Origin of the sequence: Promicromonospora sp. CA-289599 (assembly GCF_050936155.1) — a bacterium.
In the GTDB taxonomy this organism is placed as follows: Bacteria; Actinomycetota; Actinomycetes; order Actinomycetales; family Cellulomonadaceae; genus Promicromonospora.
In genome coordinates this window covers 3,999,970-4,021,787 of the sequence record NZ_JBNJNI010000001.1, presented here as the reverse complement: position 1 = coordinate 4,021,787, position 21,818 = coordinate 3,999,970, and the positions used below count along the sequence as shown (strand labels likewise).

Sequence of the window (21,818 nt, the reverse complement as noted above, 5' to 3'; positions counted from 1 at the left end):
GGAGCCCCATGAAGTACCGCGAGCTGACCGTGCCGGGCGCGTTCGAGATCACCCCCAAGCAGTTCGGCGATCCACGTGGCGTCTTCCTCGAAGCGTTCAAGGCGGGCCCGTTCGCCGACGCCGTCGGGCACTCGTTCGACCTGCAGCAGGTCAACACGTCCGTGTCGGCCGCCGGGGTCCTCCGCGGGATCCATTTCGCCGACGTGCCGCCCAGCCAGGCCAAGTACGTCATGTGCGCAAAGGGCGCGGTGCTCGACGTCGTGGTGGACATCCGCGTCGGCTCCCCCACCTTCGGCACCTGGGACGCGGTCCTGCTGGACGACGTCGACCGCCGCGCCGTCTACCTGTCGGAGGGCCTGGGCCACGCGTTCATGTCCCTGGAGGACGGCTCCACGGTTGTCTACCTGTGCTCGACCGGCTACGCGCCGGGCCGCGAGCACGGCATCCACCCCCTGGACCAGGACCTGAACATCCAGTGGCCGACGACGGCCCGAGACGGAACCCCGATCACCCCGCAGCTCTCCGAAAAGGACGAGGCGGCGCCAACGCTCGCGGAGGCGACGGAAGAGGGCCTGCTCCCGACGCTGGACGCTGTTCGGGACTACGTGGCCACCCTGGCCTGAGCCGACGGCGCAACGTACTCGGGCACTACTGGGTGATGACCTGCGCCTCGCCTACGACAATCTGGGTCGACCGGGTGAAGTCCAGCGGGATCGTACCCGTCTGCCCGACGCCCTCCCACTGCACCGTCCAGAACGATGTTGCTGTGACGGTGTACGGGTCGCCCTGCTTCTGGTACCGGTGACCGCAGTCCGGAGAATCAGCCACGCCGAACCGGTCCTCGTACGGGGTCCCCGGACTGACGCACGTCACCGTGGTGCCGTCGCCCATGTCCCACACGATCCGGTCCAGGCGTGCCGTCGCCGTCATCGTGTACCCACCCGCGCTCGCCGACCGGGTGATCGGGCCGGTCGTCGACTCCCCCGGGTCCTCGACCCAGAGCCACACCGGCATCCCGACCAGCCCGACACGACCAGGCTCGTTCTCGGGCACGATCCCGATCTCGATCGCGGACAAGCTCATCCGCGAGACCGCCTGCTCCGCCAGCACAGCCGGGTCCGGCGGAGCAGGGGCGTCCGGCGGATCTGCGGCTCAGTACAGCCTGCTGTCCGGTGCCCCGGTGCCAAAGCCCGGACGGATCAGCCTCCCATCGGCGCAGACGTAGATGGCCCCGTCGTCCGGGTCGTGTCCGTCCCAGACCGGGTTATCGAGCTCGGGCTGCGGGTCCGCGAGACCGGCGTAGTAACCACGGAAATCACCGACGACGCACCTCGGCAGGTCGCTGGAACCCTCGCCCACGTCCGTACCGCTGCTGGCACCACCACTCTGGTCGCCGCCACCGACGGCGCCTTCGTCGGAGCCGCCACCCGGGTCAACCACGATGTCACAGCTACCAGTCCGGGGATTCGGCTCTTCCCCGTTCGGGCACAGGACGCCGCCACTGGGTGGGTCTGCGGATGCCTGTGCGGCAAGAAGTGGAGTCGGCAGCAGGAGGCACAGTACGAGCAGTACACGCCTCAGCACGGCTCACCGCCCTGGAACTCGTAGTACGAGACGCGCCAGGGTCCCTCGGGGTAGGCATCGTTCCGGAGACCCACGCGGACGAGGTTCCTGAACTGCCGGTCAGGTGACGAGAGCGACTTACCATTCTTGTCGACGGTGTCGACGTCGGTGGAGTCCAGACAGACCATCAGCTGGACGGTAGGTACAACGGGTTGCGGCTTTGCCTTGGGCTTGTGGGTCAGGTCTAGCTTGCGCACCTCGACGACTTCAACAGATGTCTCGCCAGTATCGTGTCGACCCTCGACGAGATAAGAGTTGCGGGCGTTCTGGACGTCGTAGAGGCCTGACATGATCGCGACCTCTTTGAGATCCTCGGGGTTGAAGTTCTTCGGGTCGCTGAGAGCGGCGTCGACGACGCGGTAGTAGTCACGCACGGCCGCTTCGGCCTTCTTGATGGCCTTGTCCTCGGGCGACACCATCGATGGCGACGGGGATGAGGACACCGACGCGCTAGGAGACGACGTCGCCAACGACGCCACGTCCTCGCCGCTGCAGCCGGCCACCCCGATCCCGACCACCGCAGCAACCAAGACACCCACGGTCGCCCGAGCGACACTCCTGCGGAGCATGTACGGATCCCCCTCCAGCACACCCTGCTTCGATCAATCGACCGCGCGCCGAGACCCTACCGGTACGCGCCCGTGACCTCGACGAATGTCAGCAACTCGTCCACGGCTCCGGCGTCACCGACCACTACGAACCGCGTGGGCCCACGAAGCGGGGGTTTCCTGGAGGGTCTCCTGATCAGCCAACGCATCCGGCGCGACGGCCGCCTCGTAGAGCCCCGCGTCGATCTTGGTCAGGCCGAGCCCTTCGGCAAGAAGTGCGACGTGACCCGTGTACGAAACCCACAGCCCCCGCCCCTGCTTCGTCGGGACGACGTCGACCGCACGCACCGGCAAGCCCTGCACGGTTCCTCGCACCACCATCTCGAACAGCTCGTCCAGGTCGGCCATCTGAACGACCCGGCGATAGCGTCCCAGAGCCGTGACCTCGAACCCGTCGGCAGGTTCGCCCACGCACAGAGCGACCTGGCCGTCCAGCAGCACATCGGCCGCATAGGCCTTGCCGTGGAACATGGCGGTCAGCCCGACCAGGGGCGACGGCTTCGGCGGCACCTGCGGCACGTTCAACGGCTCGAGTCCGGGCGCGGCCTGCCAACCGGTCGCCACATCGACATACGTCGCGACGTGCGTCCGGCTGCCGTCCGGATCGTGACGATGCAGCTCAGCGCCGGCGGGGATGCGCGAATGGCGCAACCAGTACACCGGCACCACGTGTCCCGGCCACGGTGCGAAACCGGTGCCGATGAACGGCGGATGCTCGACGAACGGCCCACCCGTGCGTTCCGCCCCCTGCTTGTCGTTGCCGCCGACGGCGTTCTCCACACGCAGCTGGGGCGTCGCCTCGAACCACAGCGTGTGCACCGGCTGGTCGGGCGAGTGCGGCGTGCCCGGGAACCCGAGCCCATGCGCCTGGTACAGGTCAGCCGGCGTGCCCGCCTCGACGGCGTCGGCCGCGCGCAGCACGTAGCCGCCCACCCTGTCGAACCCGTCCGTCAGGTAGGCGCGCGCCTGCTGCGGGGTGACAGCCTTCTGCATGATGGTGCCGGTCACCGATGCTCCGATCTCCCGCCGACGCGGGTCGTGGTCCAGATAGTTAAGTTCGCCCGCCCATGTGCGGGCCGACGGCGGCGACTCACGCGAGTGGATCGGTCTCTATCCGTCCCCAGGGGCCCCACTTCGCCTCGGAACGCCACATCAACTTCTCGCGGGGCAGCTTCGGACGCCGCCAGGGCTCACCGTCGTAGACCTCACCCATCCATGGCGTCGTCTCCGGGCGGACCGTAGACTCGACCGGCCCGTCGATCTCTGCCCACTCCCACACATCCGTGAGCCGATCCACCGCTACCTCGCCTGTGCAGTCGTACCCTTTGCCACGGTCGCCGACGATCACCAGATTCGGATGCAAGGGATGCGATCCCTCGGGCGCGCCCTGAGGCCAATACGCCTCCACCCTTGCCGTTTCCTTGCTTACGCTCAGGTTGCGAACCTTGACATCAACGCCGTCCAAGCTCGCCCAGGTCAACACCACAAACAGGCGTGATATGGCATCGCCGGACCGCGGAAGTTGCGAACCGGTAATACCTTCTTCACGCATATAGATCCAGGCGGTCGGCGGCTCACCATCGACTCTCGGCCCGAACGCGATAGACGTCTCGTCGACTCCGACAATATAGGTCCCGTCACCAACGACGGCATATGCCCCTGCTCGTATCACAACAGAACCCATTTCATTTCGTTGTCGATTCGGACCAAACTGGCTACGACCTGTCGGGTCCCGTCAGGTGTGATCTTCCAAAGCTCCGTGCCTATAGGTAGGCTAGGTTGTTTGAACAATTGGAGTTCGGGCAGAAAATTGTCTCCGTAGCCCGTGAACCCCATACCTCCATGACCCGCATACCCCGTACCGTGGTACGGATTTTCGGTGCTCGGCGGTGCCGCGTTGCTGACCGCGTTGACCATCCGGTCGAGCGTTCTCGGATCAGCAACCTGGTCCGTAAGGTCCGCACGCACAAGCTTCTTCAACTCGGCTTCCCAGGCCACCCGGTCTCCCTTGAGCGCCTGCAGGTCGTCGTAATGGTTCAGCATGCTCCGAGCGATGTAGTCCGACTGAGTGATCCCAGCCGGACCGGCGGGCGCGTGCAGCGCCTCACTGTCGGGAGCCATGTTCCCGGCTTTGAATTCCATCGCGAACATGGTGCCACCGTCGGGATCGAACGGTGTGCCCTGATAGCCCAAGCCGAGGTAGTTGTAGACGTCCTTGGTCGTCATCTCGAACGTGTCCACCGCGCGCGCTACGAACCCCCTGACGGTACTCGGATCGATCTCCTTGCCGAGCTTTGTGCCGCGGAGCAGGTCGAGGTTCTCCTCGCGCAGCGCCCGGAGCTTGGCGGCATGTCCGGGATCGGAGAGGTCGGTGGTTTCAGCCAGGTCGTCGAAGACCCGCACCGCGACGTCCGGGTTGATGATCTTCTGCAGCACCGTGTCCGGCGTGACCGGGGCCAACTCGTCCCGCACCTTCAGAAGCGTCTCCAACTCACCCCGGTCCAGATCGATCAGGTCCTTGTTCACCATCTCGGTGAAGGCGCTACGCGTCAGGGGCGGATCCTGACCTGCCAGCACCTCGGTGAGCTGCCGCGTAAACCGCCCTGGAAGCTGCTCGAACACGCCAACACCCATGGCGGTGTCGGGGACCTGACTGCTTCCTGGCAGGGTGGGATAGTCGTCCGGGTCGGGGATGCGTTCGCCGATCTTTCTGCGCCAGGTGCCCGACGACGACACCCTGCCGACCTGGGCGGTCGACGACGTCCGTCGCCTGGTGGACGCGCCGTCGACCCAGCAGGTCATCATCTCGATAGCCGTCCGCCACAACGCCCGCCGCACCACTGTTCTCGGCCTGCCTGCAGAGCTGCTGCTCGACGCGCTGACCGGGTCCGGGCCGTCGTCCTGGGGCACCGCGGAGCCGGCCCTCGCACCGTGGGACCGCGCCGAGCTGACCCGCTACGCCCGCGGGCGGGCACCGGACGACACCCACCTCGTCGTCGTGGCCCCACGCGCCGTCGGGACCATCACCGTGCGCCGTACCGCGGACGGCCTGGAGGAGACCACCCAGCTCACACTCGAGGCCGGCGACCCCGGGTCCGACGCCGCACGCTCCGTCCTCGACGGCATTCCAGCGGCGTTCACCCTGGTGGCCCAGAAGGTCATGGCGCTGTTCGGGCTCGCGCTGACCCGCGTCGGCAGAGCCGACCTCAACGTGCCGCCGATCGTGGAGGCACCGGCCGTGCCGCTGACGATGCTCGTCGGGGCACCCGGCGTCCGCTCGCTGGGCCTCGATCTGGACGCCGCCGCACAACAGTTCGGCGCGACGCAGGTCGGCCGGCGTCGGCTACCCGGTGTCCTGCTGCCGCTCGACACGGGCGAGCGCGCAGGCTGGACCCGGCTCACGGAGGTCATCCAGTGGATCGGCCCCGGTCGGGTCCGGGAAGCGCTGACCAGTGAGGATGACCGGACATCCGCATCCACGCCACAGGCCGGAGGCCACCTTGCCCCGTGAGATCACGATCCTCGCTCCGCGCCCTGTCACCGACCGCGAGCTGGTCGAGTCGGCGTTCGGCGTCGACCCCGAGCTCGGAATGCGGCGACTGAACCCGGGCGCGTCGATCCAGTTCCTGCGCGACGACAAGGACGTCGTTCTCACGCTCGAGCAACCCATGAACCTGCGCGCCCCGGACGAGATCGACCGGATCCTGCCCGGCGCCGACGTCTCCCCGGCGGTCCGGGAGGCCACCCGCCAGGCCGCCGCCGACCCTGCGACGGCCCAGCCCGTATGGATCACGGCGCTGGCGCCGTGGGACGAGCACGGCGAGACCGGCGCGCAGATCTGCCGGGCCGTGGCCGAGGTGGTCGGCGGCACGTGCGTGGTCCAGGACGGCCGATGAGCCGGCCACCACGGACTGCCGTACCCGGCTACTGACCGGTCGACGCGTACTTCGCCTCCGTCGCGGCCTTTGCCGGGCGCCACCAGGTCTCGTGCTCGCGGTACCAGTCCACCGTTGCCGCCAGCCCTTCCCGGAAGTCCGTATAGCGCGGGCTCCAGCCCAGCTCGGTCCGCAGACGCGAGGCGTCGATCGCGTACCGCAGGTCGTGCCCCGGCCGGTCGGTCACGTGGTCGAAGTCGTCGGCGTCCCGCCCGAAGATCTCCAGCAGCGTGCGCACGACGTCGAGATTGCTGGTCTCGCCGTCCGCCCCGATCAGGTACGTCTCGCCGACCTGGCCCTTCTCGATGATGGTCCACACGGCCGAGTTGTGGTCCTCGACGTGGATCCAGTCGCGCACGTTCAGGCCCGCCCCGTACAGCCGGGGGCGCACGCCGTCGATCAGGTTGGTGGCCTGACGCGGGATGAACTTCTCGATGTGCTGGTACGGGCCGTAGTTGTTGGAGCAGTTCGAGATCGTGGCCTGCACCCCGAAGGACCGCACCCACGCCCGGACCAGCAGGTCGGACCCCGCCTTGGTCGCCGAGTACGGCGACGAGGGGTTGTAGGGCGTCTCCGGCGTGAACCGGTCGGGGGTGTCCAGCGGCAGGTCCCCGTACACCTCGTCGGTAGAGATGTGGTGGAACCGCACCGCATGCTTGCGCACGGCCTCCAGCAGCGTGAACGTGCCCACGAGGTTGGTCTGCACGAACGGCGAGGGGTCGTCCAGCGAGTTGTCGTTGTGCGACTCCGCCGCGAAGTGCACGACCAGGTCCGACTCCCCCACGAGCCGGTCGACGAGCGGCGCGTCGGTGATCGAGCCCTCGACCAGCTCGATCCGGCCGGCGACGCCGTCGAGCGACGACCGGTCGCCCGCGTAGGTCAGGGCGTCGAGCACGGTGACCCGCGCCTCCGGACGTTCCCGCACCGTCTGGTGGACGAAGTTGGCGCCGATGAAGCCGGCGCCGCCGGTGACGAGTACCTTCACGACTCAGTCCCGTCCGTAGATGTCGCGGGTGTAGACCTTGTCGGCGACGTCGTCGAGGGCTTCGGTGCGGCGGTTGGCGATGATGACGTCGGCGCGGGACTTGAAGGTGTCGAGGTCGCGGACGACCTCGGAGCTGTAGAACTCCTCGTCCTGGAGGCTGGGTTCGTAGACGATGACCTCGATGCCCTTGGCCTTGATGCGCTTCATGATGCCCTGGATGCTGGAGGCGCGGAAGTTGTCCGATCCGGACTTCATCACCAGGCGGTAGACACCGACGGTCTTGGGTTCGCGGCGCAGGATGTCCGCGGCGACGAAGTCCTTGCGGGTGGTGTTGGCGTCCACGACGGCGTTGATCAGGTTCTGGGGGACGTCGGCGTAGTTCGCGAGGAGCTGTTTGGTGTCCTTGGGCAGGCAGTAGCCGCCGTAGCCGAAGGACGGGTTGTTGTAGTGCGATCCGATGCGGGGGTCCAGGCCGACGCCCTCGATGATCTGTGCGGTGTCCAGGCCGTGGGTCGCGGCGTAGGTGTCCAGCTCGTTGAAGTACGCGACCCGCAGGGCGAGGTAGGTGTTGGCGAACAGCTTGATCGCCTCGGCCTCGGTGGGGTCGGTCAGCAGGATGGGGACGTCTTTGGTGAGCGCGCCTTCCAGGAGCAGGTCGGCGAACTGCTTGCCGCGTGGGCCGCGGTCGCCGACCACGATGCGGGAGGGGTGCAGGTTGTCGTACAGGGCGCGGCCCTCGCGCAGGAACTCGGGGGAGAACACGATGCCCGCGCCGGGGTGTTCTGTGCGGAGGCGTTCGGTGAATCCGACGGGGATCGTGGACTTGACCACGATCGTCGCGTCGGGGGTGGTCTGCAGGACCTGGGTGATCACGGACTCGACCGAGGAGGTGTCGAAGAAGTTCGTGACCTCGTCGTAGTTCGTCGGGGTCGCGATCACCACGACCCGCGCACCGGCGTAGGCCCGGTCCTTGTCGAGGGTCGCGGTCAGGTTCAGGGGCTTGTCCCGCAGGTATTCCTCGAGCTCGGCGTCGGCGATCGGCGAGATCCGGTCGTTGACCTGTGCCACCTTGACCGGGTCGACGTCCAGGGCCCAGACCTCGTGGTTCTGGGCGAGCAGCACCGAGTTGGACAGGCCGACATAACCGGTGCCGACAACAGCGATCTTCACGACTGAACTCCTGACAGGAAAGGTCGATGACGCACCAATGCTAGATCGCGGCCCCCGGCCGTCCCAGCAGCCCTGTGATGACCGGGGCCTTTCATCCGTGACGCACGCCACACCGGCGCTCACCGAGCGCGGAGGTTAGGCTTACCTCACAATGACTACGCAGACCACGAACGCACCGACAGGCAAGCCCCGCAAGGCAGCTCGCACCACGGCGACCGTGACTGCGGTCCGGCACCTGACGCCGCACATGATCCGGGTGACGATCGGCGGCGAGGCGCTCGCCGCCGTCGACCCGACGTCGCAGACCGACCGCTACATCAAGCTCGTCATGGCCGAGGCCCCCGAACCCGAGGGCCGTCCGGTGCTGCGTACCTACACGATCCGCAACGTCGCCGAGTCCAGCTGGGACATCGACATCGTGACCCACGGCGACGTGGGCTACGGCGGCCCCTGGGCACAGCGCGTCCAGCCCGGCGAGGAGGTCTCGTTCGTGGGGCCGGGCGGCGACTACGCGCCCTCCCCCGACGCCCCGTGGCACCTCATGGTCGGGGACGAGTCAGCCCTGCCGGCCATCGCGGCCGCGTGCGAGGCCCTGCCCGACGGCGCCGTGGCCCACGTCTTCGTCGAGGTCTCCGACGCGTCCGAGGAGCAGGCGATCACGAGTGCCGGGGACCTGCACCTCACGTGGGTGCACCGGTCCACGGGGGCGAGCGTCGCCGACGTCGTGCAGGCCGCCGAGCTGCCCGACGGTGTGCCCCACACGTTCCTCCACGGCGAGGCGGGGTGCGTGCGCGACCTGCGCCGCTGGGCGCGCGCGACGCTGGGCGTCCCGCGCGAGCTGCTGTCGGCGTCGGGCTACTGGCGGCGGGGCCGTGACGACGAGCACTGGCGTGCCGAGAAGGCCGAGTGGCGGGCGGCCGTGGAGCAGGACGACCTGGTGCTCAGCGCGAACTGAGGTGCGCCACGGGCCCTGTGAGCGGACGCGAGGCCCCGCATCCGGTCACAGGGCGTCGAGCACCGCGAACCAGCGCTTCTCCGTCGCCCCGTCGTAGGGCGGGTCTCCCGCGCGGACCGCGGTGAGCAGCGCGTCGGCGTCCGCGCGGACCTGGCCCACCACCGAGGACGGGTAGCCGTACCTGACGGCGTGCTCCGCGAACTCGTCCTCGTCGTCGATGAAGTACTGGCCCCGCGGTTCGTCCGTGCCGGACTCGAAGGCGATGACGTCGAGGTCCAGGTCGACGGCCGACACCTCGAAGCGCGCGCGGCCGCGGGCCGTGAGGAGGCCGGCCGGCAACCGCCGCCATTGCGGCACCGTGCTGAGGTCGCTGTAGACCCGCATGCCGTTCGGATGGCCGCGGTGGAAGGCCGGGGTCCAGCCGACGTCCCCGAAGAACCCGACGCCTGGACCCGACGACCGGTACCGCGCGCCCGGCCGCGCGAACCGCGTCCCGGCCGGGAAGCCGACCCACCGGCCGTGCTCGTCCGAGCCCAGGTACCGCCCCTCGAAGACCCAGTGCGGCGTCTCGTCCCACTTGCGATAGCGCACCCGGACCCGGGTCCCCGGCTCGGTCGGCACCGACGGCAGAAAGCCCTGGTCAGCAGGTTGTTGCGCAGACATGTCCGGGAGCCTACCCAGACGTCGCCGGGGCGTAACCCAGTGGCACTACGCTCTGGCCACCGCCTACCCCACGAGGAGCCTCATGTCCCCTGCAAGCCGCCGTCTCGCCGCGTCCGGTGAGACTGCGCACCCGGTCCAGACCGCTGACGAGATGATCGCCGAGGCGCTCCTCACCGCCGCCGCGGATCCCCTCCACAACCCGCATCCGGACCGGCCTGGCCCGGTACCGGAGGCCCGACCGCTGCCGGCGCCCGACCAGGAGACCTGGGCGTCCGCCAAGGAAGCGAACCATCAGCCGCGAGAGGTGTGGTCCGCCCCGGACCGCGCCGCGGACCGCCCCTTCCAGGAACGGCCGGAGCCGCTCTCCGGCGACGCGGTGCTCACCGCGGCCCTCCGGCGTGGCCTCCCCATCGACGAGGCGGTCACCACCTCCATCCGTGGCACCCGCAGCCTGGACACCGCCCAGTGGCGGTCGCTGTGCCACTCGTTGACGGCGCACCCGGAGACACGCCGCGCCGGTGTCGCCGGCGCCGCGCTCATCGCGCAGCGCGTGGGCCTGCGTGAGCTCGCCTGGGACCTGCTGCGCCAGCTCGGGTCCGACGACGCCGCGCGTCTCGCCCCCGCGGAGTACCTCCGGGCGGGCATCGCCATGGCGAACCCCGACGCCGCCCGGACAGCGGCCACCTGGGTGCGCCACGGGTTCGTGACCGACGCGGCAGTGCTGCTCGAGATGGCGAAGCTCCTGTTCATCGGGGACGAGCCCGAGGCGTCGGCCGAGGTGCTCGAGGCCGCCCGGCTCGGCACCGACCGCACCGAGCAGGTCGGCGCGTCGATCGACTACCTGGCCCCCTGGGTCGACAAGGCGCTCCGGCCCGCCAAGCCCGCACGAGTACCGACCGGCCATGTCTCGTTCGCCGTCATCGACTACAAGGCGCCCGACGAGAACGTCTCGTCCAGCAACATCGGCGACACCGTGCAGACCATCGCGAGCCTTGGCCACCTGCTACGGCACGAGGGCCTGCGCCTGCACGGCGACGACGCCGTCGCGGAGCCCGTGCGGTTCCTCGCCGACCGGGTACGCCCCGATCAAGGCGTGGCCGGACCGGGTGCCGACGTGCAGCTGACGCTCGTGCAGCGCGACATGTCCCACCTGGACGCCGTCCCCGAGAACACGTGGATGCTCGCGTTCGGCTGGTACATGCACAGCCAGTTCGACCTGCGCTTCGACTTCCCGTTCCACGAGAACCTCCAGCCGCTGTTCGTCTCGTTCCACGTCAACAAGCACGCCATCCTGACGCCCACCGCCGTCGACTACCTCAAGGCCCACGGGCCCATCGGCTGCCGTGACTGGACCACCGTGCACCTGCTGCTCAACGCGGGTGTCCCGGCATTCTTCAGCGGCTGCCTCACGACGACCATCGACACGGTCTTCCCCGCGGACTTCACGCGCGCGCCCGCCGGGGCTCCCGCGGTGTACGTGGACACCCCGGTCCCGGAGCACGACGCCGGGAGCGAGCTGGTCACCCACCTGCATCCCTCGGTGCGCCGACAGGACTTCGCCCAGAACCTGCACACCGCCGTCGAGCTGCTCGACGCGTACCGGAGCCGGTTCTCCCGGGTCGTCACCTCGCGCCTGCACGCCTTCCTGCCGTCGTGGGCCATCGGGGCCGACGTCGACTTCCGGCCCCGGAACGACGCGGACATCCGGTTCGCCGGCCTGCTCGACGCCGACGAGGGCGGGCGGCGTGCCATGCAGGAACGGATCCGGGGCGTCGTCGCGCCGGCGATGGCCAAGATCCTCGCCGGGGCCTCCCGCGACGAGGTCTACGCCACGTGGCGCGCGTCCGTCGCGGACGAGGTCGAGCGGGCGCTGGCGGTGCACGAGGCGCCGGTGCCCGCGCCGTCCGGCAGCTGCTCGGTGGACGACGTGGTCGCTGGTGTTCGTGCCACGCGCGTCGTCGTGGAGGCCGCCCGACCGCGCAGGCTCCCGGCGTCCGGCGAAGCGGGGACTCTCGCCGTCGCGGTGGCCCTGGACGGGAACCTGCGTTCGCAGATGGAGGTGGTGGTCGCCGGGGTGGTGCGGCACACCGACCGGCCGGTGCGGGTTGTCGCGCTCACGCGTGACCACACGCCGGCGGACCACGACCGGCTCGCGGGTCTCTTCCCCGAGGTCACGTTCGAGTGGTACGCGTGCGACGGCATCGACTACGGCGCGGTGCTCGGCATGCTCAAGCACATCACGGTCGCCACGATGGACCGGCTGCTGCTGCCCGAGCTGCTGCCGCACCTGGACCGCGTGATCTACCACGACCTGGACGCGCTGTCCGTGGTCGACCTGGCCGAGCTGTACGACGCCGACCTCGGCGGGGCACCCCTGGCGGCCCGCCCGTCGATCTCGTACAACTACCGGCACGGCATCGGGAACGTCATCCGGTCCACCAGGCTGCTCGGGCACGACCCGGTCGCCGCACGTGACCTCGTACGCGCCATGACCCAGCGGCACCGGTACGGCTACCGCGGGTTCAACGCGGGCATCCTGCTGCTCGACCTGACGGTCATGCGCGCCGACCGGTTCACGCACGAGTTCGTGCCGTACGCCGAGCGGTACGGGCTGAACGACCAGGACGTGCTCAACGCCTATGCGGGCTCGCGCTACCGGCAGCTGGACGCGCGCTGGAACGCGTGGCCGACGCAGGAGGTGGTCGCCGAACCCGCGCTGATCCACTGGGCGGGGCCGGTGAAGCCGTGGCACGACACCCAGTACGTGCTTCTCAAGGAGCACTGGACGGCCACGGAAGCCTGGCTCGCCACCCGCCGCTAACCCGTTGAGTGCTGGATATTCGCCCTTTTCCGGGGCCCGGAGGGGCGAATATCCAGCACTCAACGATCAGTAGGTGTCGGTGGACGGGGTGGGGGTAGTTCCTGCGTCCTTGTCGAAGCCGGACAGGACCGACGCCGTGCCCGACAGGCCGAGCCGGGTCGCGCCCGCCTCGATCATCGAGAGCGCCGCATCGAGGTCCCGGATCCCGCCCGAGGCCTTGACCCCGAGCCGGCCGCCACCCACCGCGCCGACGGTCCGGGCCATGAGGGACACCGCGTGCACCGAGGCACCGCCGGCGGGGTGGAAGCCCGTCGACGTCTTGACGAAGTCCGCGCCGGCGGCCTGCGCCGCCCTGCACGCGCCCACGATCTGCTCGTCGGTCAGTGCCGCCGACTCGATGATCACCTTGAGGATGCGGTCGTGCGGGACCGCGGCGCGCACGGCAGCGATGTCGGCCTCCACGGCGTCGAACCGGCCGGCCCGCGCGATGCCGACGTCGATCACCATGTCGATCTCGTCAGCCTCGTCGGACACGGCACGAGCGGCCTCGAAGGCCTTCACGTCGCTCATGTGCTTGCCCGACGGGAACCCGCACACCGTCGCGACGGCGAGCCGTCCGGCGGCCACCTCTACCGCGAGGGACACGAACGACGGGGACACGCACACCGAGAACACACCCAGCGCGGCGCCCTCCTCGACGAGCGTGGCGATGTCACCCGCAGTGGCCTCCGGCTTGAGCAGCGTGTGGTCGACGTACGCGGCGAGCGCCGCCCTGTCGTGCGGCACGGCCGGGGTCCGGGGCGCTTCGGGCTGAGCGGTCATACGAGTGCACCTTCAACTTTCTGGATTCCGGGCAGGATTACCTGCTCCACGAGGTCACGCCGCTCGTCGTGGTGCATGAACGCACCCCAGGCGGCGGTGACCGTCACGTCGACGAGGTCGTCGAGCGTCCAGCCCGCCTCGTCGACGAGCAGCTTCATCTCGTGCGTCATCGACGTACGAGACATCAGGCGGTTGTCCGTGTTGAGCGTCACGGCGAAGTCCAGCTCCTTGAGCCGGGTGATCGGATGCTTCGCGATGGACTCGGCGGCACCGGTCTGCAGGTTCGAGACCGGGCACAGCTCGAGCGGGATCTGGTGGTCGCGCACCCAGTGCGCGAGGCGGCCGAGGTCGGCCGCTCCCCCGTGCCCGTCACCCGTGAGGTCGCTCTCGGCGGGGTCTCCGGGTACGAAGGCGATGTCCTCGATGATCCGGGCTCCGTGGCCCAGCCGGTCGGCGTGCCCGAGGTGCACCGCCTGCCCGATGGAGTCGAGGCCGTCGGCCTCGCCCGCATGGATGGTCACGGGCACGTCGTGCTCCGCGAGGTAGCGCCAGATGCCGAGGTGGCGCGACGGCGGGAACCCCGCCTCGGGCCCCGCGATGTCGAACCCGGCCACGCCGTGGTCCCGGTAGGCGACGGCGAGCTCCGCGATCTCCTGCCAGCGGTCGAGGTGCCGCATGGCCGTGACCAGCTGTCCCACCCGGATGATGTGCCCGTCCGCGGCCGCCAGGGCGATGCCGTCGTCGATCCCGGACTGCACGGCCTCGACGGTCTCCGCGAGCGACAGGCCGCCGGCCAGGTGCTGCTCCGGCGCCCAGCGCTGCTCCGCGTACACGACGCCGTCCGCGGCGAGGTCGAGCACCGCCTCGCGGGCGACGCGCGCCAGGTTGTCGGCCGTCTGCATGACGGCGATGGTGTGCTCGAAGGTCTCCAGGTACCGCACGAGCGAACCGGAGTCGGCGGCTTCGCGGAACCAGTCGCCGAGGGACTCGGCGTCGGCCGCGGGCAGGGTGTGCCCTGCGGCGTCGGCCAGCTCGAGGACGGTCTGCGGTCGCAGCCCACCGTCGAGGTGGTCGTGCAGGACAACCTTGGGCAGGGCGCGTAGCAGCGCCTCACCGGGGCGCGCCCCGAGGTCTTGCGTGGTCATGCTGACAACCTACCGTCCGGCGCGCTCGGGCAGCAGCACCCAGGCGACGTGCGGCCAGCCCCCGAGCGCCGCGGTCAGCGCCTTGCGTACGCGTGCGGCCGTACGGTCGCCGGTCGACTGCGAGACGTCCGCCCTGCCCGACGGCGCCGGGGGCGGGTCGAGCAGCGCGGCGACGGGGACCGTGTGCAGCCCGGCGCCCGACGGCTCGTACAGGACCGCGCTGCCGTCCGCGCCCTCGCCGTCGGCGAGCGTGAGCAGCACCACGTGGCGCGGGACCGCGGAGTCCCAGCCACCCGTGACGTCGCCGCCCGTGTACAGCGGCACCGGGACGCCCGCACGCGCGCTCGCCACGGCGGCCTCCAGCAGGGCCCGCGACCCGGCCACCCGGTGCGTGTAGCGGACCTCACCGTAGGTGGCGAACCGCGCGGCACCCCACGGCGGCGTGCCGTACGTGCGCGGCCAGCCCGCGACGACGAGCCCACGCCGGTTGGTCGCGGCCTGGACGGCGTGCTGCAGCCGCACGAACCGCTCGGCCGGATCGCCGCTCGCGAGCCGTAGGGCTGCCCGCGGGTCGCCTGCCAGCCCGAGCATCGCCAGCACCGCCGACCCGCACGTGCGCTCGTCGACCTGTACGGCCGCGGCGGTGGTCCCGTCGAGCGACGGCAGGTTCAGCCGCCGTGGAAAGCCGACCGTCCCGGTGCCACGCTCCCGCGCCAGCGGGTCCAGGACGGAACGCCGCGCGCGGGACGTCACCGACTCGAGTCGCTGTTCGACGTCGTCGGGTATGACAGGACGGGCGAAGCGGCCCGGCGGCGGCGGGGCCGGCACCGGCCCCGCGAAGGCACGCACAGCACCGAGCATGGACGAAAGGTGCAATGTCGACGGCACGTCCCCAGGCTAAGCGGGGCCGGAGCGACTCGCCGGTTCGCCACGCTGGGGTGCGTCGGCGATCCGGCGCACCCCAGAAGCGCAGGTCAGCCCGCAGAACGGGCCTGCCAGGTCAGACGATCCGGTCCAGGATCACCGACTCGTCAGATGCCAGCATGGCACCGACCAGTGCCCCGGCACCCACGTCCACCATCGACAGCGCGCTCGCCGCGCCGGCCAGTGCGCCGCCGAGCCCGCCGGCGCCCGCACTCTCCGGCTCCACCGTCCAGCCGCCCTGGAGCGCCTCGCGCGCCCGGGCGAACCGCTCGGGGGTGTCGGTGTGCAGGGTGAACAGCGGCTGACCGGCGGCCACGGTCTCCCCCGGTTTCACGTGGATCTCGATGCCGGCGGCAGCCTGGACGGCGTCCTCCTTGCGCACCCGACCCGCGCCCAGCCGGTGCACGGCCACCCCGACGGCGTACGCGTCGAGCGAGGCCAGCACGCCCGACTCGGGGGCCACCACGGTCTCCGACTCCTTGGCGACCGGCAGCGGAGCGTCGACGTCGCCGCCCTGCGCCGCGATCATCGCGCGCCACTTGTCCATGGCCCGGCCGTCGGCCAGGGCCTCGCGCACGTCCGCCTCCGAGGCGGGGCGGTCGGCCGCGGCGAGCATCTCGACGGCGAGGGCGACGGTCAGGTCGACGACGTCGGACGGTCCGCCGCCCGCGAGGACCTCCAGGGACTCGCGAACCTCCAGGGCGTTGCCCGCCGTCCGACCCAGCGGTACCGACATGTCGGTGACCAGGGCCACGGTGCGCACGCCGGCGTCGGTCCCGAGGTCGACCATGGTGCGGGCGAGCTCGCGCGCGCTCTCCAGGGTCTTCATGAACGCGCCGGAGCCGACCTTCACGTCGAGCACCAGGGCCCCGGTGCCCTCGGCGATCTTCTTGGACATGATCGAGCTCGCGATGAGCGGGATCGCCTCGACCGTGCCGGTGACGTCGCGCAGCGCGTAGAGCTTGCGGTCGGCGGGTGCGAGGCCGGCCCCGGCGGCGCAGATGACGGCGCCGACGGACTCCAGCTGCGCCATCATCTCGTCGTTGGACAGGGACGCGCGCCAGCCGGGGATGGACTCCAGCTTGTCGAGCGTGCCGCCCGTGTGGCCCAGCCCGCGGCCGGAGAGCTGCGGTACCGCCACGTCGAACGTCGCCACCAGCGGCGCCAGCGGCAGCGTGATCTTGTCGCCCACGCCGCCGGTGGAGTGCTTGTCCGCCGTCGGCCGCGAGAGGTCGGCGAACGACATACGCTCGCCGGACGCGATCATCGCCTGGGTCCACCGGGAGATCTCCGCGCGGGACATGCCGTTCAGCAGGATCGCCATGGTCATGGCGGACATCTGCTCGTCGGCCACCACACCGCGGGTGTAGGCGTCGAGGAGCCAGTCGATCTGCTGGTCGGTGAGGGGCTCGGCGTTGTCGCGCTTCGTCCGGATGATGTCGACTGCGTCGAACTGCTCGGTCATCGGCTTGCCTCTCGCACATGGTCCAGGTCGCCCGGCCCGAAGGCCTGGGGCAGTACTTCGGTCATCGGCACGATGCCCTGCGGGGTGTCGACGAGCAGCTCCGGCCCGCCGTGCTCCCAGAGGATCTGCCGGCACCGGCCGCACGGCATGATCGTCTCGCCGAGCGCGTTCACGCACGTGAACGCGGCGAACCGGCCGCCTCCCGACATCACCAGGGCGCTGACCAGCGAACACTCGGCGCAGAGCGTCACGCCGTACGCGGCGTTCTCGACGTTGGCGCCGACGAGCAGGCGGCCGTCGTCGGCGAAGGCCGCCGCGCCGACCGGGAAGCCCGAGTACGGCGCGTACGCCTTGTCCACCGCGCCCCGGGCGGCGGCCCGCAGGCCGTCCCAGTCCACCGCACCTGCCGGATCCACAGAGCTCACGTCCACCTCTCTCATCCCTTGACGTACGGCTCGCCCGACGCGGCCGGAGGACGGGACCGTCCCACCAGGCCCGCGACGGCGAGCAGCGTGACCACGTACGGGATCATGAGCATGAACTGGCTGGGCACGGGCGAGCCCACCACGGACAGCACGTTCTGCAGGTTCGACGCGAAGCCGAACAGCAGGCCCGCGAACGCGGCACGCACGGGGTCCCACTTGCCGAAGATGACGGCGGCCAGCGCGATGTAGCCGGCGCCCCCGGTCATGTTCTCGCCGAACTGGCTGAGCTGTACCGTCGTGTAGAACGCGCCGCCCAGGCCCGCCACGGCACCCGCGACGAGCACCGCGTTGTACCGGGTGCGCACCACGTTGATGCCCACCGTGTCGGCGGCCTTCGGGTGCTCGCCCACGGCGCGCAGCCGCAGACCCCAGCGGGTGCGGTTCAGCGCGTACCAGACGGCGGGCACGGCGAGGAACATCAGGTAGATCAGCAGCGGCTGCTTGAACAGCACCGGACCGAGCACCGGGATGTCCGAGAGGATCGGGATCGGGATCGACGTGAACCGCGTGGTCGAGTTCAGGCTCTCGGCGCTGGGCACGAGCACCTGCGAGTACAGGAAGCTCGTCAGCCCGACGACCAGGACGTTCAGCACCACACCGACGATCACCTGGTTCACGTGGTACGTGATCGCGAACAGGCCGAGGACCAGCGCCACGAGGGCGCCCGCGGCCACCGCCGCGACCAGGCCGGCCACGGCACTTCCGGTGATCGAGGAGACGACCGCCGCGGTGAACGCCGCGCCGAGCAGCTGCGCCTCGATGGCGATGTTGACCACGCCCGCACGCTCGCCGATCACGCCGCCCATCGCGCCGTACACGAACGGGACCGACCACAGCACGGCACCGCCGAGCAGGCCGACGATCGACAGGTCACGGGGGCTGCCCGCACCGGCCCAGGCCAGGAAGCCTGTCAGCCCGGCCAGGGCGAAGATGACCACTACCCAGAGCGGCGTCCTGGTCCCGCGCGCGGTGAGCACGGCGGAGGCGGCGGTCGCCGCGAGCAGGATCACCCCGCACACCCACGCGAAGGCCACCGCGGGCACCACGATCACCGGGATCTGGAAGAAGTCGCTGCGCTGCGAGAGCAGGAACCGCGTGTCACCGGAGTGCGGTACGGCCAGGAGCAGCAGCGCGTACAGCACGGTCACGGCCAGCAGCACGCCCGCCGTCTTCCATGACACGACGGTCACGGTGCGCGTCGTCTCCGAGAGGGGCGCGTCCAGCTGGGTGGTCTTGTGGTCGGCACTCACGCTGCCGCCTCCTTCCGGTTCCGGGTCGCCTTCGTCTTCTTCGCTGCCCGACGCCGATTCGGGTCCGGCAGCCGGAAGATCGCCCTGACCAGCGGCGGCGCCGCGATGAACAGCACGATGAGGGACTGCACCACGAGGACGATGTCGCTCGGGACGCCCTCGGCGGCCTGCATGGTGGTGCCGCCCGCCTTGAACGCGCCGAACAGGATGCCCGCCGCGAGCACGCCCCACGGGTTGGACCCGCCAAGCAGGGCGACGGTGATCGCGTCGAACCCGATGCCCGCGTCGATGTCCGAGCCGAAGCCGGTGGTGACGCCACCCAGCACCTGCGAGGCGCCGGCCAGGCCGACGAGCCCGCCGGCCACGAGCATCGAGCTCACGGTGGCCCGGCCGGTGTCGATGCCGGCCACGCGCGCGGCGCGCGGGTTCTCCCCCACCGCGCGGAACACGAACCCGGTCGACGACCGGTTCAGCAGCCACCACACACCGACCACCGCGAGCAGGGCGAGGACGAAGCCCCAGGTCAGGTTGAACTGGTCACCGAGCAGCCGGGGCAGCTGCGCCGACTCCGGCGTCGGCGGCGTCTTCGGGTTGGACGAACCGGGCGCCTGCAACAGGCCAGGTGTCGCAAGGAAGTACGAGATCAGGTAGAACGCCACGTAGTTGAGCATGATCGTGACGATCACCTCGTGGGCTCCGGTGCGTGCCTTGAGCAGACCCGCCAGCCCGGCCCAGAGCGCACCCGCCGCGATACCGGCCACGAGCGCCATGAGCAGGTGCAGCGGGAACGGCACGCCGCTGATGCCGAAGCCGACCCAGCCGGCCGCCGCCGCAGCGACGAGCATCTGCCCCTGGCCACCGATGTTGAACAGCCCGGCGCGGAACGCGAGCGCCACGCCGAGGCCCGCCGCGATGAGCGGGGTCGCGTAGCTGAGCGTCTCCGTGAGGGGCCGGATCGCGGTGGCGAAGTCCGGCGCCTGCAGGTTGACCACCGAGCCGCGGAACAGCGCCGAGTACGCGCCGCCGATCGCCTGTCCGAGCGCGACGAGGGTGTCGCCCGGCCTGGCGAAGAAGTACGTCGAGGCCTCCTTCACGCCCTCGTTGGTGAAGGCGATCATGATCGAGCCGGCGACGATCGCGAGCAGCACGGCGCCCGCGGACACGGTCCAGGAGCTGCTCATCGTCTGCTGCAGCGCCTTGGCCAGGCGACTCTCCGTGTCGTCGACGGCGCCGTCGACGGCCGGTCCGGCCTCGCGTGCTCGTTCCTGCTCCAGCTCCTCGGCCGTGCCGGGGTCCAGGCCGGGCTCCTGCTCGGGGTTCGGCCCCGAGCTCGTTTCGGGCGCGTTCACGCGACCTCTCCCTTCGCGTCCTCCGGGGAGATCCCCGCCATCATCAGGCCCAGCACGTCACGCGGGGTGTCCGCGGGTACTACGCCGACCACCGTGCCGCGGTACATGACCATGATGCGGTCGGCCAGGGCCAGTGCCTCGTCGAGCTCGGTGGAGACCACCACCACCGGCACGCCGGAGTCGCGCGTGGCGATGATCCGCTTGTGGATGAACTCGATGGAGCCCACGTCCACACCACGTGTCGGTTGCGCCGCGACGAACAGGCGCAGGTCGCGCGACAGCTCGCGCGCGAGCACCACCTTCTGCTGGTTACCGCCGGACAAGCGCCCCACGGGCGTGGTGATGCCCTGCGTGCGGACGTCGAACTCGGCGACCTTCTCCTCCGCGAACTTGTCGCGGAACCCGAGCTGGAGCGCGCCGCCCTTGACGAACGGCCGGCCGTCGGAGCGGTCGAGCATGAGGTTCTCGGCAATGGTGAACTCGCCGATCAAGCCGTCGTGCGTGCGGTCCTCCGGGACGAAGCCCACGCCGGCGTCCAGGATGTGGCGCACGGACCGGCCCACGAGCTCCTTGCCGTCGAGCGTGATGCTCCCCGACACGTCGTCCTCCAGCCCCAGCAGGGCCTCGGTGAGCTCGGTCTGCCCGTTGCCCTGCACGCCCGCGATGGCGAGCACCTCGCCGCCGCGCACCTCGAAGCTGACGTTGTCGACCACGACGGTGCCCGCCTCGCTGGTGACCACCAGGTCGGTGACCTTCAGCCCGTTGTCGTGCAGGGTGGGCGCCTCCTTCTGCACCGTGAGCTCCACGGAGCGGCCCACCATCAGGGAGGCGAGCTCGCCGTCCGACGCCGTCGGGCTGGCCTCGCCCACCACCTTGCCGTGGCGGATCACGGTGATGCGGTCCGCGACGGCGCGCACCTCGCGCAGCTTGTGCGTGATGAACACGATCGCGGAACCCTCGTCGCGCAGCTGGCGCATGATCGCCATCAGCTCGTCGGTCTCCTGCGGCGTGAGCACCGCCGTCGGCTCGTCGAAGACCAGCACGTCGGCGTTCCTGGAGAGCGCCTTGATGATCTCGACGCGCTGCTGGACGCCCACGGGGAGGTCCTCGACCAGCGCGTCGGGATCCACGTCGAAGCCGAACCGGGCGGAGATCTCCTTGACCTGCGCGCGGGCCGCCTCCAGGTCGAGGCGCCCGCCGCCGCGGGTCTGCTCGTGGCCGAGCATGACGTTCTCGGCGACGGTGAAGACCGGGACCAGCATGAAGTGCTGGTGCACCATGCCGATGCCCGCGCCCATCGCGTCGCCGGGGCCGGAGAAGCGCTGGACGACGTCGTCCAGCAGGATCTCGCCCTCGTCCGCCTCGTACAGGCCATAGAGCACGTTCATCAGGGTGGACTTGCCCGCCCCGTTCTCGCCCAGGAGCGAGTGGATCTCGCCTGGCTGGACCACCAGGTCGATGGCGTCGTTCGCGACGAGCGCGCCGAAGCGCTTGGTGATGCCGCGCAGCTCGAGCCGCATGGATGTCCTTCCGGAAAGGGGGCCCGCACGTATTAGGGCTCATAACAGGTCCCGGGGCGCACGGCGCGAACCGTGCCCCCCGGGACCATCTTGCGTCA

General features: G+C 70.3%; 22 protein-coding genes. 5 read left to right on the top strand and 17 right to left on the bottom strand.

Annotated features, from left to right (window positions below; all coding sequences use genetic code 11):
* Positions 1–8 precede the first annotated feature (8 nt).
* The gene (locus ACQEVI_RS17845; RefSeq protein ID WP_432901210.1) at positions 9–623 is read left to right on the top strand and encodes a dTDP-4-dehydrorhamnose 3,5-epimerase family protein; all 615 of its coding nucleotides are present in this window, start codon (positions 9–11) and stop codon (positions 621–623) included.
* Between the two features lie 25 nt (positions 624–648).
* Here the strand turns inward: ACQEVI_RS17845 and ACQEVI_RS17840 are convergent, their stop codons facing one another.
* The 6 genes from ACQEVI_RS17840 to ACQEVI_RS17815 form a co-directional block, all read right to left on the bottom strand.
* Complete coding sequence (locus ACQEVI_RS17840; RefSeq protein ID WP_432901208.1) at positions 649–1,083, bottom strand: hypothetical protein; 435 nt, start codon at positions 1,081–1,083, stop codon at positions 649–651.
* A 69-nt stretch (positions 1,084–1,152) separates the two neighbouring features.
* A complete protein-coding gene (locus ACQEVI_RS17835) occupies positions 1,153–1,440 on the bottom strand; it encodes a hypothetical protein (RefSeq protein ID WP_432901207.1) in 288 nt (95 codons plus the stop codon).
* Between the two features lie 137 nt (positions 1,441–1,577).
* On the bottom strand, positions 1,578–2,192 hold the full coding sequence (locus tag ACQEVI_RS17830) for a hypothetical protein (RefSeq protein WP_432901205.1): 615 nt from the start codon (positions 2,190–2,192) through the stop codon (positions 1,578–1,580).
* A 114-nt stretch (positions 2,193–2,306) separates the two neighbouring features.
* On the bottom strand, positions 2,307–3,239 hold the full coding sequence (locus ACQEVI_RS17825; RefSeq protein ID WP_432901203.1) for a hypothetical protein: 933 nt from the start codon (positions 3,237–3,239) through the stop codon (positions 2,307–2,309).
* Positions 3,240–3,321: 82 nt separating this feature from the next.
* Positions 3,322–3,915: a hypothetical protein gene (locus ACQEVI_RS17820; RefSeq protein WP_432901201.1), complete on the bottom strand. Its 594-nt coding sequence runs from the start codon at positions 3,913–3,915 to the stop codon at positions 3,322–3,324.
* On the bottom strand, positions 3,900–4,967 hold the full coding sequence (locus ACQEVI_RS17815) for a hypothetical protein (RefSeq protein WP_432901199.1): 1,068 nt from the start codon (positions 4,965–4,967) through the stop codon (positions 3,900–3,902). The genes ACQEVI_RS17820 and ACQEVI_RS17815 overlap by 16 nt, the downstream gene beginning before the upstream one ends.
* On the opposite strand from ACQEVI_RS17815, the gene ACQEVI_RS17810 reads away from it, so the two are divergent.
* Both ACQEVI_RS17810 and ACQEVI_RS17805 read left to right on the top strand, forming a co-directional pair.
* Complete coding sequence (locus ACQEVI_RS17810) at positions 4,951–5,742, top strand: DUF6177 family protein (RefSeq protein WP_432901197.1); 792 nt, start codon at positions 4,951–4,953, stop codon at positions 5,740–5,742. The two genes, ACQEVI_RS17815 and ACQEVI_RS17810, sit on opposite strands and share 17 nt — an antisense overlap.
* On the top strand, positions 5,732–6,127 hold the full coding sequence (locus ACQEVI_RS17805) for a hypothetical protein (RefSeq protein WP_432901195.1): 396 nt from the start codon (positions 5,732–5,734) through the stop codon (positions 6,125–6,127). The genes ACQEVI_RS17810 and ACQEVI_RS17805 overlap by 11 nt, the downstream gene beginning before the upstream one ends.
* Before the next feature lie 28 nt (positions 6,128–6,155).
* On the opposite strand, the gene rfbB is transcribed toward ACQEVI_RS17805, so the two are convergent.
* The gene (gene rfbB / locus ACQEVI_RS17800) at positions 6,156–7,151 is read right to left on the bottom strand and encodes a dTDP-glucose 4,6-dehydratase (RefSeq protein ID WP_432901193.1); all 996 of its coding nucleotides are present in this window, start codon (positions 7,149–7,151) and stop codon (positions 6,156–6,158) included.
* A gap of 3 nt (positions 7,152–7,154) precedes the next feature.
* The gene (locus tag ACQEVI_RS17795) at positions 7,155–8,321 is read right to left on the bottom strand and encodes a nucleotide sugar dehydrogenase (RefSeq protein WP_432901192.1); all 1,167 of its coding nucleotides are present in this window, start codon (positions 8,319–8,321) and stop codon (positions 7,155–7,157) included.
* Positions 8,322–8,472: 151 nt separating this feature from the next.
* On the opposite strand from ACQEVI_RS17795, the gene ACQEVI_RS17790 reads away from it, so the two are divergent.
* Positions 8,473–9,276: a siderophore-interacting protein gene (locus ACQEVI_RS17790; RefSeq protein ID WP_432901190.1), complete on the top strand. Its 804-nt coding sequence runs from the start codon at positions 8,473–8,475 to the stop codon at positions 9,274–9,276.
* Positions 9,277–9,321: 45 nt separating this feature from the next.
* Here the strand turns inward: ACQEVI_RS17790 and ACQEVI_RS17785 are convergent, their stop codons facing one another.
* Entirely contained in the window at positions 9,322–9,939 is a 618-nt protein-coding gene (locus tag ACQEVI_RS17785; RefSeq protein ID WP_432901188.1) for a hypothetical protein, read from the bottom strand.
* A gap of 82 nt (positions 9,940–10,021) precedes the next feature.
* On the opposite strand from ACQEVI_RS17785, the gene ACQEVI_RS17780 reads away from it, so the two are divergent.
* On the top strand, positions 10,022–12,760 hold the full coding sequence (locus tag ACQEVI_RS17780) for a glycosyltransferase (RefSeq protein ID WP_432901186.1): 2,739 nt from the start codon (positions 10,022–10,024) through the stop codon (positions 12,758–12,760).
* Between the two features lie 66 nt (positions 12,761–12,826).
* Here ACQEVI_RS17780 and deoC read toward each other — a convergent pair whose 3' ends face one another.
* From deoC to ACQEVI_RS17740, 8 genes are all read right to left on the bottom strand, one after another.
* A complete protein-coding gene (deoC, locus tag ACQEVI_RS17775; protein ID WP_432901184.1) occupies positions 12,827–13,582 on the bottom strand; it encodes a deoxyribose-phosphate aldolase in 756 nt (251 codons plus the stop codon).
* On the bottom strand, positions 13,579–14,727 hold the full coding sequence (locus ACQEVI_RS17770; protein WP_432901183.1) for an adenosine deaminase: 1,149 nt from the start codon (positions 14,725–14,727) through the stop codon (positions 13,579–13,581). Before ACQEVI_RS17770 ends, deoC begins: the two co-directional genes overlap by 4 nt.
* 9 nt (positions 14,728–14,736) lie before the next feature.
* Positions 14,737–15,588, bottom strand: coding sequence for a hypothetical protein (locus ACQEVI_RS17765; protein ID WP_432901181.1), 852 nt, complete (start codon positions 15,586–15,588; stop codon positions 14,737–14,739).
* 139 nt (positions 15,589–15,727) lie between these two features.
* A complete protein-coding gene (locus ACQEVI_RS17760) occupies positions 15,728–17,116 on the bottom strand; it encodes a thymidine phosphorylase (protein ID WP_432901179.1) in 1,389 nt (462 codons plus the stop codon).
* Complete coding sequence (locus ACQEVI_RS17755) at positions 17,113–17,556, bottom strand: cytidine deaminase (RefSeq protein ID WP_432901178.1); 444 nt, start codon at positions 17,554–17,556, stop codon at positions 17,113–17,115. The genes ACQEVI_RS17760 and ACQEVI_RS17755 overlap by 4 nt, the downstream gene beginning before the upstream one ends.
* Positions 17,553–18,851, bottom strand: a complete 1,299-nt coding sequence (locus tag ACQEVI_RS17750; protein ID WP_432901176.1) for an ABC transporter permease — start codon at positions 18,849–18,851, stop codon at positions 17,553–17,555. The genes ACQEVI_RS17755 and ACQEVI_RS17750 overlap by 4 nt, the downstream gene beginning before the upstream one ends.
* Positions 18,848–20,200, bottom strand: a complete 1,353-nt coding sequence (locus ACQEVI_RS17745) for an ABC transporter permease (RefSeq protein ID WP_432901174.1) — start codon at positions 20,198–20,200, stop codon at positions 18,848–18,850. The genes ACQEVI_RS17750 and ACQEVI_RS17745 overlap by 4 nt, the downstream gene beginning before the upstream one ends.
* Positions 20,197–21,720, bottom strand: a complete 1,524-nt coding sequence (locus ACQEVI_RS17740) for an ABC transporter ATP-binding protein (RefSeq protein ID WP_432901172.1) — start codon at positions 21,718–21,720, stop codon at positions 20,197–20,199. The genes ACQEVI_RS17745 and ACQEVI_RS17740 overlap by 4 nt, the downstream gene beginning before the upstream one ends.
* Between the last annotated feature and the right edge of the window lie 98 nt (positions 21,721–21,818).